Genomic DNA, 14,262 nt, shown 5'->3' with positions numbered 1-14,262 from the left:
TGAAACAGGTTCCGGTTGTCATGTTTTAAAGGAATGGTGAAATGATGGAAGCGCGCTATGCGTGGGAATTGTCCCAAAATAAAGACCAGCAGCTGGCAAAAGAGCTTCAGGAACAATGTCAGCTTTCACCGCTGCTGGCGCAATTATTGATTCAGCGCGGCATTGATTCGGTCCAAGCAGCCAAGCAGTACTTGGATCCTCAGTTGGCAGAGCTGCATGATCCGTTTGAGCTGCATGATATGCAAAAAGCAGTTGATCGAATTCAAGCCGCCGTTGCCAATGGTGAAAAGATCGTTATCTATGGTGATTATGATGCAGATGGTATTACCAGTACGGCGGTTATGTATGAAACGCTGGATGAGGTAGGAGCCCAGGTTGAATTTTTTATTCCTAACCGGTTTACTGATGGCTATGGTCCTAATCTTGATGAATATCAGCGCTTGATTGATGGCGGAGCGCAGCTGATCGTTACGGTCGACAATGGCGTTTCCGGTACCAAGGAGATTGAATATGCCAATTCACGCGGCGTTGACGTCGTAATTACCGACCATCATCAATTGCCGGCCCAGCTGCCTAAAGCTGCCGCAATCGTTCATCCCAAGTTTCCTGGCAGCGAGTATCAGGGCGGTGACCTTTCGGGAGTCGGCGTTGCTTTTAAGACGGCTTGGGCTCTGACTGAAGAGTTTCCCCAAGAGATGCTGGATCTGGTAGCAATTGGCGAACTGGCCGATCTGGTTGACGTTACCGGTGAAAATCGGGCATTGATTACCTGGGGCCTCAAGCAGCTGCGTCAGGGAATGCGGCCGGGACTCCATCAGCTGGTTAAACTGGCCAAGCTCAATGAGGATCAATTGTCCGATCAAGACGTCGGTTTTGGCATCGCGCCTCGTTTGAATGCACTGGGTAGAATTGACGATGCCAGCGAAGGCGTGCTGCTTTTAACAACTATGGATGATCGAGAAGGCAAAGAGATTGCTCAAGAAGTCGAAAATGCCAACCAAACGCGCCAACAGCTGGTCGCAAAGATCACTGATGAGGCCTTAAAACAGGCCCGTTCAGCTGAAAATGCTGATCGCTCAACGCTTGTGCTGCTAGGGCATGAATGGCATCAAGGCGTTTTAGGTATCGTTGCCAGTCGCGTTGTTGAAGAAACCGGCAAGCCCACCATTGTTGCCAGCGTTAATGATGGCGATGAGGTTGCTAAGGGTTCTGGACGCAGTCGCGACGGCTTTGATCTGTTTATGGCCCTGCAAAAGCATCGTGATTTGATGACGGCGTTTGGTGGCCATGCCCAGGCATGTGGGATGTCGTTTACCGTTGAGCAGACTGATGAATTGCGGCAGGCCTTGGAACAGGAAGCCGTTGAGCAGGGACTTTCAGAAGCAGGACCTGCCAAACTGGAATTGGCGGCTGAGCTAGGGCCTGATGATGTCAATGAGGATCTTTATGATCAGCTGCAGTGTCTAGCGCCGTTTGGTCCGGGTAATCCAGAACCGATTTTTGCAATTCATGCCGATCGAATCAACAATGTTAAAACAATGGGCAAGGCTCAGGAACATCTAAAGTTTGAGCTACGTGGACAAAAACGCAGTGCGGCTGTGGTGGCATTTGGCAAGGCTGAGCTGGCACCATTGCTATTGGCTGGCGTACCGGTGACGATCGCGGCAACGGTGGGGATTAACGAATGGCGTGGCAAGCGGACCGCGCAATTGATGCTAAAGGACATCCAAACGCAAGGGACGGCGATTCTAGATCAAAGAACGCGGCAGCTTTTGCCAAGCATGTTTGCAGAAACCGGCTATTATGTTGCCTTTGATCAGACACTGCGGGAAAACATTACTGGCCATGTACAAGGAACGGTTTTAAGCCCACAGACCGCCTTCAAAACTGACTTTAAGGATCAGCAGGTGACAATCGTGGACTGTCCGCCGAGTTTAGAGATGCTCCGCTTGCTTTGGCAAAATGGCGGACAGCCGGCAATGATTCGGCTGCTGCTTTGGGAAAGAAATCCGATCCGCTTTGGCCTGCCAACGCGCCAACAGTTTGCGATTTTGTATCGTTTCTTGCGTCAGTACCCAAGGATTGCCAACTATCACCAGCAGCAGCCGGCGATGGCGCGTTCGCTGCAGATGCCGGTTGAACAGCTAAATTGGATGATTACGGTGTTTTATGAGGCAAAATTTGTTACAATAAATGATGGCGTTCTAAAGCTGGCGGATCATCCCGACCACGTTGATTTAGAACAGACGAAATGCTATCGGCAGCATGCAGCTCATCTGCAAAGCGACCAGGTGCTGCTGTACAGCGACACGCGCACATTGCGAAAATACGTTGCTGACTGGCTGATGGCAAAGGAATAAGGAGAAATTTTAGATGGCTCTAGATCTTTATAAATATGTTGCAAGCATTCCTGACTACCCAGAAAAAGGCATTATTTTCCGAGACATTTTGCCGCTGATGGCAGATGGCGAGGCTTTTAAGCAGGCTACTGACGAAATCACGGCATTTGCCCGCGAACGTCAGGTTGACATGGTAGTTGGGCCAGAAGCGCGCGGTTTTATCGTTGGCTGTCCGGTGGCTTATAAGCTGGGAGTAGGCTTTGCACCAGCACGAAAGAAGGGCAAGCTGCCTCGGGCAACGGTCAGTGCTTCTTATCAGCTGGAATATGGCGAGGCAACGCTGCAGATGGAAAACGACTCCGTTAAGCCTGGTCAGCGCGTCTTGGTAGTTGACGATCTGTTGGCTACTGGGGGTACGATTGGCGCGACGATTGACATGGTTGAACAAATGGGAGGTACAGTCGTTGGTGCAGCCTTCCTGATCGAACTTAAAGAACTGGAAGGCCGCAAGCATCTGCGCGGGATCGACACCAAGACGCTGATGGAATTTTAGCCGTAGACTATTTAAAATTATTTATTTCAAAAAGGGTCCAATGCTCAAGGAGAGTGGTGGGCCCTTTTGTTATTATTTGGCTGATATTTGGTACTATAATGCAGATAATCAGTCAAAAAAACGAAATTAAGATTAAATTAAAGGCGCGCTTTGTAAAAAATTATTGTAAAGTAGTAATGACATATCTTTAATAAAAAATTTAAAAGGAGCTTTCCATGATTTTTTTAGTTGTATTTGGTGCGTTGATGCTCATTTTGAGTGCTTTTTATCTGGTCAATTCCTGGCAGCAGTATCGCCAATGGGTTGTACCAACGATTATGCTGGTTTTAAGCCTTGCTGCCACGGTCTATGGTACGATTAATCTGCCATATTGGCATCACGATCAATCAACGCAGCAAACAACGAGCACTGCAAACTCTAAGTCCATTACCAATTCAGCTGCTGGATCAACGACTAAATCCAGTTCGAGTTCCAGCTTTTCGGTTACTGGCAACCAGGCAGTCTTTAATCAGCAGGACAGTGGCGTCACTCAGGAACAAAAAGAAATGTATCTGCTTCGTCAGCTGCAGAAAGCCTATAGCAAGATGGGGACCGTTAACTATGACAGCAGCTCGAAAACATACCAGATTATGCCAACCAATGAAAATACGGTTGAGGCTTTGAACTATATCGCCCAAAATCCCGATCAGGCCCAGCAGGCGGGATGGTCGAATCTAACCAGCTCGCTTAACCAAACCTCGGCCCAGATTAAAAAAATCGTGGGCAGCGGCTATTCATTGAGCATGATGAAGCCCAACGATGATCAGACGGCATTATATACTGCAAAGGATGGTAAACAGACTTATAGTATCGTCAATCAGTAAGAGGTGGGCTAATGAAAAATCATGATCGATTGGTTTTGGTGACGGTGATTGCGTTTGGTCTGGCTATGCGGGCACCAATTATTACCATTCCGTTGATAATTGATCAACTTGCTCGTCAATTAAAAACGGCAGTCGGCAACCTTGGAATCTTGACAACCATTCCGCTGATAATGTTTTTGCTGTTCTCAATTGTTGCCGCTAAGGAAATGACTCGCTTTGGCCTGCGCAAAGCTTTGAACTTTGGGTTGACGGCGCTGGTTTTAGGAGCATTGTTAAGACTTCATGTGACCTGGCCAATGCTTTTGGCGGGAACGATTTTGGTTGGGCTGGGAATTACCCATTTAAACGTTTTGACACCTTCCGTGGTTGCCACGTATGAGCCCAATCACACCGCATTTTATACTACAGCTTATTCGCTGGCGATTATGGTTGGTTCATCAGTATTCAGCCTGCTGACGCATCCACTATCGAGTACTTTTGGCTGGTGGTCCGTCTTGGTCGTTTTATTAATGTTGACGATGTTTCCTTGGCTGATGTGGATACTTTTCAGGTTGCCGGTACCATTACGTTCTCACGCAAAGCGCGCTGATAATCAGTCAGTCAAATCAATTCATGAACCAGACCTAAAAACGACTGCTGCGCCGCTTTGGCAGAATCGATATGCGTGGTGCTGCCTGTTGATGTTTGGTACACAGTCGCTTATTAACTATACTTTAGTGGCCTGGCTGCCAGAATTGATGCGTTTTAACGGTATTTCTGGCGGTCAGATCAGTATTGTCTTGGCAATGTATTCAGCAGCAGGCATGCCGGTGTCATTGCTGCTGCCCCGTTTTCTTGAAACAGCCACGCATCGAAGCCAGATCGTAATGTCGATCGTGGTGGGACTGTTGACGCTGTTGGCGGCCGTTTTGATGTTTTGGCAGTCGTCCATGCCACTTGTTTACTGGTATTATTTGTCAATCATTACTGGTGCGATGACGGCTTTTTACTTCATTATGGCGCTAACGACTTTTCCACTTAAAACGATTTCACCAACCCGAACGGCACAGCTTTCCGGTTTGACGCAAAGTGGCGGTTATCTGATAGCATCGTTTGGTCCAGCGCTTTATGGCCTGGCTTTTAAAAGCAGTCCGCTGGGAATCATGCAGATTTGGTGTTTTGCCATCGTCATCGCTTTATGTACTTTGGCTAGTTTTGTGGTTATCAAAATGCCAAAAATTTAAAATCAAGCTTAAGGACAGTAATCAGTTTGATTGCTGTTTTTTTTAATGCCTTGACGAATTTTAAGCCAGTCGCTAAACTAAAAAAAATTTTAAAAGGGAATGATTAGAATGCTTAAAATTGATGGTCATACGCATACTGAGTTATGTCCTCATGGCAGTCATGAGAAGACACGAGCGATGATTGAAAGAGCAATTGAGCTTGGTTTTGACGAATACTGGATTACTGAGCACGCGCCGATGCCAAAAGACTTTGTTCAACGATTTGCCGGTCCAGCTGACGATTGGCAAACGGAAGGACTCAGCTGGGAGCAGGTTGACGATTATCTAAACTTAGCTGATCAGCTGCAAAGCGAGTATGCCGGCCAGATCAAGATCAGTATCGGTTTTGAGATTGAGTATCTGGCGGGCTTTGAAGAGGCGACGCGCGATTTTTTGGATCAGTACGGAAAAATGACCCAGCACAATATTTTGTCGGTACACTATCTGCAAGATGATCAAGGGAATTTTTGGGGGATTGACTATTCTACAGATGAGCTGCAGGCTGGGTTTGCCAATGAGCTGAAGACGCCGCAGCTGCTATATCAGCGTTATTTAAAAACGGTCTTGGCCAGTGCCCGCTGCGATTTGGGAAGTTTTAGTCCCGATAAGCTCGGTCATATCAGTCTGATCAAAAAATATCAAGATTATTTCAATCTGCCGGAAGCTTTTGATCAGTCATGTCAGCGGCTGATTGATGAGATCATGGCCACTGCCAGCAAACGGCAGCTGAGCTTGGATTTTAATTCGGCTGGTCTTTACAAAAAATACTGCAATGATTTTTACCCAGGCATTCAGATTGCATTGGCAGCATTAAATGCCGGAGTACCGCTGATTTTTGGGTCGGATGCGCATGGTGTTGATGAGGTTGGTCGTGGCTGGCACGGTATGAAAAATTTTTTAAAAGTTCTTGACACTCTTAAAAGATGAGAATAATATAACTACAACACCAAATGAATCTCATTATTTTTTAATGGTGATGAACCGGAGAGTAGCTATCGTGGATTATTAAGAGAGTCTCGCAAAGTTGGGAAGAGATTGATTGCGATAGTGAACCACACCGGTGAGCCGACCAGCTGAAAGGTTATAAGTAGGCTGTTCCGGGACCACTCGTTATCAGGGCTGAATTTTATCCAGCATGAGGATCGTTTCGCAAGGGGCGATCGAATTTGAGGTGGGACCACGCGAAAAGCGTCCTCTTTGTCCAGATGGGCAGAGAGGACGCTTTTTTATATAAAAAATAAATGAGTAAAAAATGAGAGGAGGCATTATCATGATGAGCAGCATTGCTTTACCGGCTGGCTTGCGCGATCAGTTTGGCACGGAAGCAGAATCAAAGGATCAAATCAGTGCCTGGCTGATGAAAAATCTGCGCAGTCGTGGTTATCGACGCATCATTACGCCAATCGTGGAGCGGCGGGATCTGTTTGCCGAGTTCAACATGCAAAGTGAGCAGTATCGAGTGATTGACCCGGCTGGCGATGAATTGGTCTTGAGACCGGATCTGACCTTGCCGGTTGCCCGGTTCTTGGCAACGACCAACGTTAAGCTCCCCCAAAAGATTTATTATCTGGGCGAGCGGTTTCAAGCGGCACCTGAGCTTTCAGGCGGGAAAAACGAACAGACGCAGGCTGGCATCGAATTAATCGGCTATGGTTCATTGAAGGCAGAAATGGAAGGTGTGATCTTAATGCATCAGCTCAACCGCCATCTGCTGGATAATCAGCTAACGATTGAGCTGGGACACGCCAGACTGGTTGATACGATTCTCGATGCGCTTGAACTGGATGAAGAACTGCAGCAGCAATTGGCCCAGGCACTTTATCATAAAAACTTTCCGGCCTATGAAAAGCTGCTCAGACAGGTTGATGCCCCCCAGACAATGCCGTTTCTGCGTAAATGGCCATGGCTGTTTGGCACGCTGGCAGAGGTCAACGACATGTTGGCAGAAGTCAAGGTTCCTGAGCCGGCCCGTCCGTTACTTGGTCAACTCAAGCTGGTGGCTGAATTCGCTGGTGAGCTGGCTGATCAGCAGGTAATTGTCGATCTCAGCAGTGCGGTGCCGCAAAAATACTATACGGGTATCGTTATGAAAGGCTATGTGGAAAAGACGACCGGTGCCTATTTGATCAGCGGTGGACGCTACAACCGCCTTTTGGCCAACTTTCAGTCACAGTTGGAGCCCGCGGTTGGCTTGGGAATCAACATTGATGCCTTGGCCGAGGCGACAGCACTCAAACCGGTCAAAAAACAGCCGGTCTTTGTCTACGCGCCGTTTGAGCTTCTCGGACAGGCGGCGGCACTGGTTGAAAAGCATGGCAACTACTCGCTGGCTTTAGCTGATTCGTTGCAGGAGGCTCAGCAGCAGGCCCAAACAGCGGGAGCGAAACTGGTCGCCTTGGATGCTAAAAAGGGGATGAAGGAATGCTGAGAATCGCGCTGACCAAAGGAAGAGTTGAAAAAAAGTTCATTCCGCTTTTGCAGAGATGCAATATTGACTGTCAGCCCTTGATCGATAAGCAGCGCCGTTTGATCATCAATCTGGGTGATCAGTATCAGATTATTCTGGTTAAAGGTGAAGACGTCTGCACCTATCTAAGAAAGGGAGCGGTTGATCTGGGCGTCGTGGGCAGCGATGTTTTAGAAGAACAGGGTGCCGATGAGCAGGTAAATGAACTGTTGGATTTAAACACTGGTCGCTGTCAATTTATCGTTGCCTCAAAAAGCGATTTTGACTGGAACCAGCCGCGCCGCAAGGTAATTGGCACCAAGTATCCCAACGTGGCGCGTCGCTGGTTTGCCAGCCAAGGCGAAGACGTCGAGATCATCAAGATTGCCGGCTCGGTTGAACTGGCACCACTGACTGGCTTGGCCGATGCCATCGTTGACCTGACTGAAACTGGAACAACGCTGCGGGTTAATCACTTGGTCGTTCATGACTGGTTGGACGTAATCACGAGTCGGCTGGTGGCTAATCCGGTTGCCTTAAAGCAGAAGCGTGATGAGATATTTACATTGACGAATCAATTAAGACAGGCAATGGAGGAAGAATATGATGAAGATTTACGAAAAGTCACTGAATGAAATGAAAAAAATCGTTGCTCGCTACACTGAACAAACCATTGATTTTGAAATCGAAAAGACCGTCAGCGAGATTATTCAAAATGTAGCACAAAACGGTGATCAAGCAGTTCGCGACTATGAGCGCAAGTTTGATAGTGTCAACCTGGCAGATTTTTCCATTCCCGCCTTTCAGCTTGACCAGGCCTTGGATTCAATCGATGAAGACTTACGGGAGGCTTTGGAACTGGCTAAGCAAAACATTACCAGCTTCCACAAACAAGAAATTGAAAACAGCTTTGTTGACGTCAGCACACCAGGAATCATGCGCGGTGAAAAAATTACGCCGTTGGCCAGCGTAGGTCTGTATGTGCCAGGCGGAACGGCAGCCTATCCTTCAACTATTCTGATGTGCGGAATTCCAGCCAAGCTAGCGGGAGTCAAGCGAGTCGTAATGGTGACGCCGCCACAGCCAGCCGGCATCAATCCGGCGGTCTTGGCAGCTGCCAAACTGGCCGGCGTCGATGAGGTCTATCAGGTTGGCGGTGCTCAAGCCATTGCTGCTTTAGCCTATGGCACGGAAACCATCCCCGCTGTCGATAAGATTATGGGACCTGGCAACATCTTCGTGGCAACGGCTAAAAAGCAGGTGTTTGGCAAGGTAGCCATTGATATGGTAGCCGGTCCATCTGAAATCGGCATCCTGGCTGATGAAAGTGCCAATGCCAAAGAAATCGCGGCTGATCTTTTGTCACAAGCTGAACACGACAAGCGGGCCCGGGCCATGCTGATTACCAACAGCAAGTCGCTGGCCGAGGCCGTTTCTAAAGAGATTGAACGCCAATTGAGCACGTTGCCGCGTCAAGAGATTGCACGAACTTCCATTGAGGATCGCGGCTTTATTGCAGTAATGGAAAATACGGCTGAGATGTTTGAATTGATGAACGACGTGGCTCCGGAACACTTGGAGGTTCAATTGAAAAATCCAACGCAGTACTTGGGCCTGATCAAAAATGCCGGCTCAGTGTTCTTGGGCCGCTACGCCAGCGAGCCTTTGGGTGATTACGTGGCCGGACCAAACCACGTGCTGCCAACTGGTGGAACAGCACGCTTTGCTTCACCGTTGGGGGTTTATGATTTTGTCAAGCGGACTCAGTTCATTCAGTTTGATCGTCAAAATCTTAAAGCTGATCTCAAAGCCATTACCAAGCTGGCACGCACGGAAGGCTTGGAAGCTCACGCCCGCGCTATTGAAGCCAGATTTGACAAGGAGGACTGATCAGATGCGCAAAGCAACGATAAACCGAGCTACGAAAGAGACGCAGATCAAAGTCGCGCTGAATCTTGACGATCAAAGCCAGGTTGCCATTAATACCGGCGTGGGCTTTTTTGACCACATGCTGGAGCTGTTTGCCAAGCACGGCCGCTTTGGCTTGGTCGTGGAGGTCAAAGGCGATCTGAACGTTGATGCTCATCACACGGTTGAAGATACCGGCATCGTCTTAGGGCAGTGTTTTAAAGAAGCATTAGGCGACAAGGCCCAGATTGAGCGCTATGGCAATGCCTTTGTACCAATGGATGAGACGCTGGCACAGGTTACGGTTGATTTAAGCGGCCGTTCCTATCTGGTATTTGATGCCGAGCTGACCAATCCACGGCTAGGCACCTATGAAACGGAAATTACCGAGGACTTTTTCCAGGCGCTGGCCTTTAATGCCGAGATGAATCTGCACGCCAGAGTCTTATATGGCCGCAACACGCACCACAAGATTGAAGGATTGTTCAAGGCAACGGCCCGCGCGATGCGGCAGGCGGTTACGATCAATCCAGCCATTCAAGGAGTTAACTCAACCAAGGGGATGATTTGATGATCGCGGTAATTGATTATGGAGCAGGCAACGTCTTTAACGTGCTCAAGGCCTGTCGATACCTAGGCCGAGAAGCTGAACTGACGGCTGACCCGCAAAAAATATCGCAGGCGGATGTGGTGCTGTTTCCAGGCGTGGGAGCATTTGGCGCAGCCATGACTCGCTTAAAAGAAACTGGGCTCGATCAAGTTATTAAAAGCACGGTAGCCAGTGGGACGCCGTTTTTGGGCATTTGCCTAGGCATGCAGCTTTTGTTTGATTCATCAACCGAATTTGGCAGTGCAGCGGGCCTGGGCTTGATTCCAGGACAGGTCGTGCGAATTCCCGATGATGATGGTCAAAGGATCGTTCCGCAGGTGGGCTGGAATCAAAACGAACTGCAACGGCCGGAAAGTATTTTTAAGTCGATCGATCGGCAGTATACCTATTTCGTTCATTCCTATTATGCTAAGTGTGCTGAGGAATATATCGTATCAACGGTTGACTATGGCGTGGCCGTGCCAGCAATCGTTCAGAAAGACAACGTTTACGGTTTCCAGTTTCACCCTGAAAAAAGCGGTCAAGTCGGGTTGAAACTGCTGCAAACTTTTTTTGAAAAGGCGGTGAAAGCATGATCTATCCAGCAATTGATCTTCAAGGCGGCAGCAGCGTGCGGCTCTATCAAGGCGACTTCAAACAAGAAACGCTGGTCAGTGCTGATCCAATCAGGCAGGCGCGCTTGATCAGAGAAGCCGGCATCGGTGGGCTGCATCTGGTGGATCTAGATGGCGCTAAGACCGGTCAGCCACAGAATTTTGAGCTGGTAAGTCAGATCGTTAAGGTATTTGCTGGTGAAACCGAGATTGGCGGTGGTATTCGAAACGAGCAGACGATCAGGCGCTACCTAAAAAGCGGGGTTGATCGCGTTATTCTTGGTTCGGTAGCCCTAAAAGATCCTGAGTTTACCAAGCAGATGCTGGAAAAATTCGGCAGTCGGGCGATTACGATCGGTGTTGACGGTCGTGACGGTCAAGTAGCAACTGATGGCTGGCTCAATCAGTCCACGACTTCAATGGCCGATCTGATCGCGGTGATGACTGCTGCTGGGGCCAAACGCTTTATCGTTACTGATACGGCAACGGACGGTACGCTGACGGGGCCAAATATCGAACTGCTGCAAGGATTGCAACAAAAGTTTCCTGAAGTACGGGTCGTGGCATCAGGGGGCGTTGGCAGTCTTGATGATCTGAAAATGCTTAAGCAGGCTGGTTTAAAAGACGTGATCGTTGGCAAGGCGATTGCAGCGGGTAAGGTAACCTTAGAGCAGATTGCGGAGGTGAATGAGAATGCTGGCTAAACGAATCATTCCGTGTCTGGACGTAGCTGATGGCCGAGTTAAAAAAGGCGTTCATTTCGTCAACTTAAAAGATGTCGGCGATCCGGTTGCAATTGCGGCGGCTTATGAAAAACAAGGCGCTGATGAACTGGTTTTTTTGGATATCACGGCAACCAATGAAAAGCGGCAGACCATGAGCAGCGTGGTCGAGGCGGTATCGAAACAAGTCTTTATGCCGCTTACGGTTGGCGGCGGCATTAAAAATCTGGCCGACATGGAGCGTATGTTAAAAGCGGGGGCTGATAAAACCGCGATCAACTCGGCAGCCGTTGCCAACCCAGCATTGATCAGCCAGGGCGCTGAACGGTTTGGCAGTCAAGCCGTTGTGGTGGCGATTGACGTTCGCTGGGATCCAGTAGCCGGCAAATATTTTGTCTATACGCATGGCGGTCAGCAAAAGACGGATCTTGAGGCAGTTGCCTGGGCTAAAAAAGCCGTTGAGCTAGGCGCCGGCGAACTGCTGATCACCAGCATGGACTGCGATGGAACCAAAGATGGCTTTGATCTCAAGCTCTACCAGACGATTGGCCGTGTCGTCAATGTGCCGATCATTGCTTCTGGCGGGGCCGGTAAAATTCAGGATTTTGTGGACGTCTTTGAGCAGACGCCGGTGACGGGAGCTTTGGCTGCCTCGGTCTTTCACTTTAAAGAGCTGACGATTCCGCAGGTTAAGCAGATGCTGGCTAAGAAAGGAGTGCCGGTTCGTCAATGAAACCCGATTTTTCAAAAATGAATGGTCTGCTGACGACGGTGGTAGTTGATGTCACTACCAAAGCCGTCTTGATGGTCGCCTGGATGAATGAGGAAAGCTTTCAAAAAACGCTGGCCAGTGGAGAAACGTGGTTTTGGTCTCGTTCCCGCAAAGAATTGTGGCATAAGGGAGCTACCAGCGGCAATACGCAGCGGGTGGTCAGCATGACGCTTGACTGTGATGGCGATACGCTTTTGGTAGCGGTTGATCCAAAAGGGCCGGCTTGTCATACTGGCCGATTCAGCTGCTTTTTTAACCCGATTGAATTAACGAAAGAAGGTAACCTAAATGACACAACAGAATCTTGAAGAACTTTATAACCTGGTCAAACAACGGAAAGAAAAGCCAATTGATGGTTCGTACACCGACTATCTCTTTAAAAAAGGCCTGGATAAAATCTTGAAAAAAGTTGGTGAAGAAACGACGGAGGTTATCGTTGCTGCCAAAAACAGTGATCCGGCTGAACTGCAGTATGAAACGGCTGATCTGCTGTATCATTTAATGGTTCTGCTCGTTGAATGCGATCTACCATTTGAAAAAATCAAAGAAGAGCTGGGCTCGCGCGTTGGTCAGATGAGCCAGTTTAAGGATCGTGCCCCAATCAAAAAGCTTTAGAGGTGATCCGATGAAAGAAACGATTAAGCAGCTGGCAAGCTATGTGCCACCAACGCCAACTGAAACGATTGCCCAACAGTATGGCCTTAGCCACGTTGCTAAGCTTTCGGCCAATGAAAATCCATACGGGACCTCGCCTAAGGTTGCAGCCGCGGTTATTGACGCCGTGCAGCAAGGGAGTGGCAATTGGTATCCAGACGGCAATGCGACTGAGCTGCGAGAAATGATTGCTCAAAAATTGGGTGTTAAGGCGGAAAACATTGTCTTTGGCTGCGGCTTGGATGAGATTATTACTCTGGTTTCAAGAGTTTTTTTGGAATCAGGGGATGAGATCTTGGTTGCTGAACCGACGTTTTCCGAATACGGTCTCAATGCTCAGATTGAAGGCGCGACCGTAAAAAGCGTGCCAGTTGATTCTCAAAGCGGCGCCAATGATTTAAATGCTTTTTTAAACAACATTACGCCAAATACCAAAATGATCTGGCTGTGCAATCCTAATAATCCGACTGGTGGGTATAATGAAACAGCAGCGCTGCGTGATTTTATGACTCAGGTTCCTAAAGATGTTTTGGTGCTGATCGATGAGGCATATATTGATTTTGTCAGGTCAGCGCAACCAGCCTCGGCATTGTCGCTGCTCAAAGAATTTGACAACGTGGCTGTTTTAAGAACCTTCTCAAAAATCTATGGACTGGCCGGCTATCGGGTTGGCTATATCATTGCTGATGATCAGCGGGCACGCTATCTGCAGACGGTGCGCCTGCCATACAACCTTAATACGCTATCACAGGTGGCAGCGCAGGCAGCATTTGCTGATCAAGAGTTTGTCGAGCAGGTGGCGGCTAAAAATGCAAAAGAGCGTGATCAATGGGAAATCTTTTTAAAGCAGCACCATGTTTTCTATTATCCCAGTCAGGCTAATTTCATCTACTTTAAGGTACCGGATGCTGATCAGCTGGCTGAACGCTTCTTGGAAAACGGGTATCAGATTCGCACCGGATTTGCTGCTGACTGGCTGCGGGTAACGATTGGCCTGCCGAATGACAATCTGGCGATGCAGCAGATTATGGCTGATTTTTTGAATTAAGAGTTCGGATTAACTGCTTTGTTTAGACAAGGCAGTTTTTCTGTTTTAATTGAAAATAAGCTGATTGATTAAGCGGCTATCTTAAAAAATTGGATGTCTGATTTTTATTTTGCAAGACGGCTCTATTTGAAAAAACGATGATTTATTCTTAACTGCTACCAAAAAGTTCAACATTTCCGTTAGTAAACAAACGGTTTATTTAATTAATGTTCATGTTTCTTAAATAAATCAAAAAAGTTTGTTTTTTGTCGTTGACATTTGCTTGTAATCTCGGTATATTAGATAACGTTGTCGCGGCGATGAGTTGCTGATTGCTTGAGATCAACGGCTTTTCGCCAAGTTGCCAAGAAAAATTGATTAAAAAGTTCTTGACAGGTAGTTGACAATTTGTTAAACTAACAAAGTTGCTTGCTAAAAAAGCGAGCAACGGTAGACCTTTGAAAACTGAATACAGTTTCGACGAACACAAATGTGCAGGGTCATCAATCATTA

General features: G+C 48.0%; 16 protein-coding genes and 1 other annotated feature. Of the genes, 15 read left to right on the top strand and 1 reads right to left on the bottom strand.

The genetic code is table 11. The features are described 5' to 3' along the window. Positions 1-41: 41 nt before the first annotated feature. The 15 genes from recJ to hisC all read left to right on the top strand — a co-directional run bounded on the left by recJ (position 42) and on the right by hisC (position 13,770). Entirely contained in the window at positions 42-2,360 is a 2,319-nt protein-coding gene (gene recJ / locus ACLUWI_RS07810) for a single-stranded-DNA-specific exonuclease RecJ (protein WP_412146845.1), read from the top strand. Between the two features lie 13 nt (positions 2,361-2,373). Continuing rightward, positions 2,374-2,892: an adenine phosphoribosyltransferase gene (locus tag ACLUWI_RS07805; protein WP_074504821.1), complete on the top strand. Its 519-nt coding sequence runs from the start codon at positions 2,374-2,376 to the stop codon at positions 2,890-2,892. Between the two features lie 215 nt (positions 2,893-3,107). Continuing rightward, a complete protein-coding gene (locus tag ACLUWI_RS07800) occupies positions 3,108-3,755 on the top strand; it encodes a DUF308 domain-containing protein (protein ID WP_412146844.1) in 648 nt (215 codons plus the stop codon). Between the two features lie 11 nt (positions 3,756-3,766). After that, a complete protein-coding gene (locus tag ACLUWI_RS07795) occupies positions 3,767-4,978 on the top strand; it encodes an MFS transporter (RefSeq protein ID WP_412146843.1) in 1,212 nt (403 codons plus the stop codon). A gap of 108 nt (positions 4,979-5,086) precedes the next feature. Continuing rightward, complete coding sequence (gene hisJ / locus ACLUWI_RS07790; protein ID WP_412146842.1) at positions 5,087-5,944, top strand: histidinol-phosphatase HisJ; 858 nt, start codon at positions 5,087-5,089, stop codon at positions 5,942-5,944. 40 nt (positions 5,945-5,984) lie between these two features. Further along, positions 5,985-6,216: a binding site (T-box leader), on the top strand. A 71-nt stretch (positions 6,217-6,287) separates the two neighbouring features. Then, entirely contained in the window at positions 6,288-7,445 is a 1,158-nt protein-coding gene (locus ACLUWI_RS07785) for an ATP phosphoribosyltransferase regulatory subunit (protein WP_412146841.1), read from the top strand. Then, entirely contained in the window at positions 7,439-8,098 is a 660-nt protein-coding gene (hisG, locus tag ACLUWI_RS07780) for an ATP phosphoribosyltransferase (RefSeq protein ID WP_006499762.1), read from the top strand. Before ACLUWI_RS07785 ends, hisG begins: the two co-directional genes overlap by 7 nt. Continuing rightward, a complete protein-coding gene (gene hisD / locus ACLUWI_RS07775; RefSeq protein ID WP_412146856.1) occupies positions 8,070-9,353 on the top strand; it encodes a histidinol dehydrogenase in 1,284 nt (427 codons plus the stop codon). Before hisG ends, hisD begins: the two co-directional genes overlap by 29 nt. A 4-nt stretch (positions 9,354-9,357) precedes the next feature. Next, complete coding sequence (gene hisB / locus ACLUWI_RS07770; RefSeq protein WP_056968395.1) at positions 9,358-9,942, top strand: imidazoleglycerol-phosphate dehydratase HisB; 585 nt, start codon at positions 9,358-9,360, stop codon at positions 9,940-9,942. Continuing rightward, positions 9,942-10,556 (top strand): imidazole glycerol phosphate synthase subunit HisH, encoded by a 615-nt coding sequence (gene hisH, locus ACLUWI_RS07765; protein ID WP_412146840.1) that lies wholly within the window; start codon positions 9,942-9,944, stop codon positions 10,554-10,556. Before hisB ends, hisH begins: the two co-directional genes overlap by 1 nt. Beyond that, positions 10,553-11,278, top strand: coding sequence for a 1-(5-phosphoribosyl)-5-[(5-phosphoribosylamino)methylideneamino]imidazole-4-carboxamide isomerase (gene hisA, locus ACLUWI_RS07760; protein ID WP_412146839.1), 726 nt, complete (start codon positions 10,553-10,555; stop codon positions 11,276-11,278). Before hisH ends, hisA begins: the two co-directional genes overlap by 4 nt. Next, positions 11,268-12,029, top strand: coding sequence for an imidazole glycerol phosphate synthase subunit HisF (gene hisF, locus ACLUWI_RS07755; RefSeq protein ID WP_272208262.1), 762 nt, complete (start codon positions 11,268-11,270; stop codon positions 12,027-12,029). Before hisA ends, hisF begins: the two co-directional genes overlap by 11 nt. Further along, positions 12,026-12,376, top strand: coding sequence for a phosphoribosyl-AMP cyclohydrolase (hisI, locus tag ACLUWI_RS07750; RefSeq protein ID WP_412146838.1), 351 nt, complete (start codon positions 12,026-12,028; stop codon positions 12,374-12,376). The genes hisF and hisI overlap by 4 nt, the downstream gene beginning before the upstream one ends. Then, positions 12,357-12,683, top strand: a complete 327-nt coding sequence (gene hisE, locus ACLUWI_RS07745; RefSeq protein WP_272218365.1) for a phosphoribosyl-ATP diphosphatase — start codon at positions 12,357-12,359, stop codon at positions 12,681-12,683. Before hisI ends, hisE begins: the two co-directional genes overlap by 20 nt. A gap of 10 nt (positions 12,684-12,693) precedes the next feature. Next, entirely contained in the window at positions 12,694-13,770 is a 1,077-nt protein-coding gene (hisC, locus tag ACLUWI_RS07740; protein ID WP_412146837.1) for a histidinol-phosphate transaminase, read from the top strand. 199 nt (positions 13,771-13,969) lie between these two features. On the opposite strand, the gene ACLUWI_RS07735 is transcribed toward hisC, so the two are convergent. Then, positions 13,970-14,262: hypothetical protein (locus ACLUWI_RS07735; RefSeq protein WP_412146836.1), on the bottom strand; the 293-nt coding region annotated here is incomplete at its 5' end.

Origin of the sequence: Limosilactobacillus mucosae (assembly GCF_046939755.1) — a bacterium.
Classification (GTDB): Bacteria; Bacillota; Bacilli; order Lactobacillales; family Lactobacillaceae; genus Limosilactobacillus; species Limosilactobacillus mucosae_A.
The sequence above is the reverse complement of the archived record's forward strand: the minus strand, read 5'-3'. Positions and strand labels throughout refer to the sequence as shown.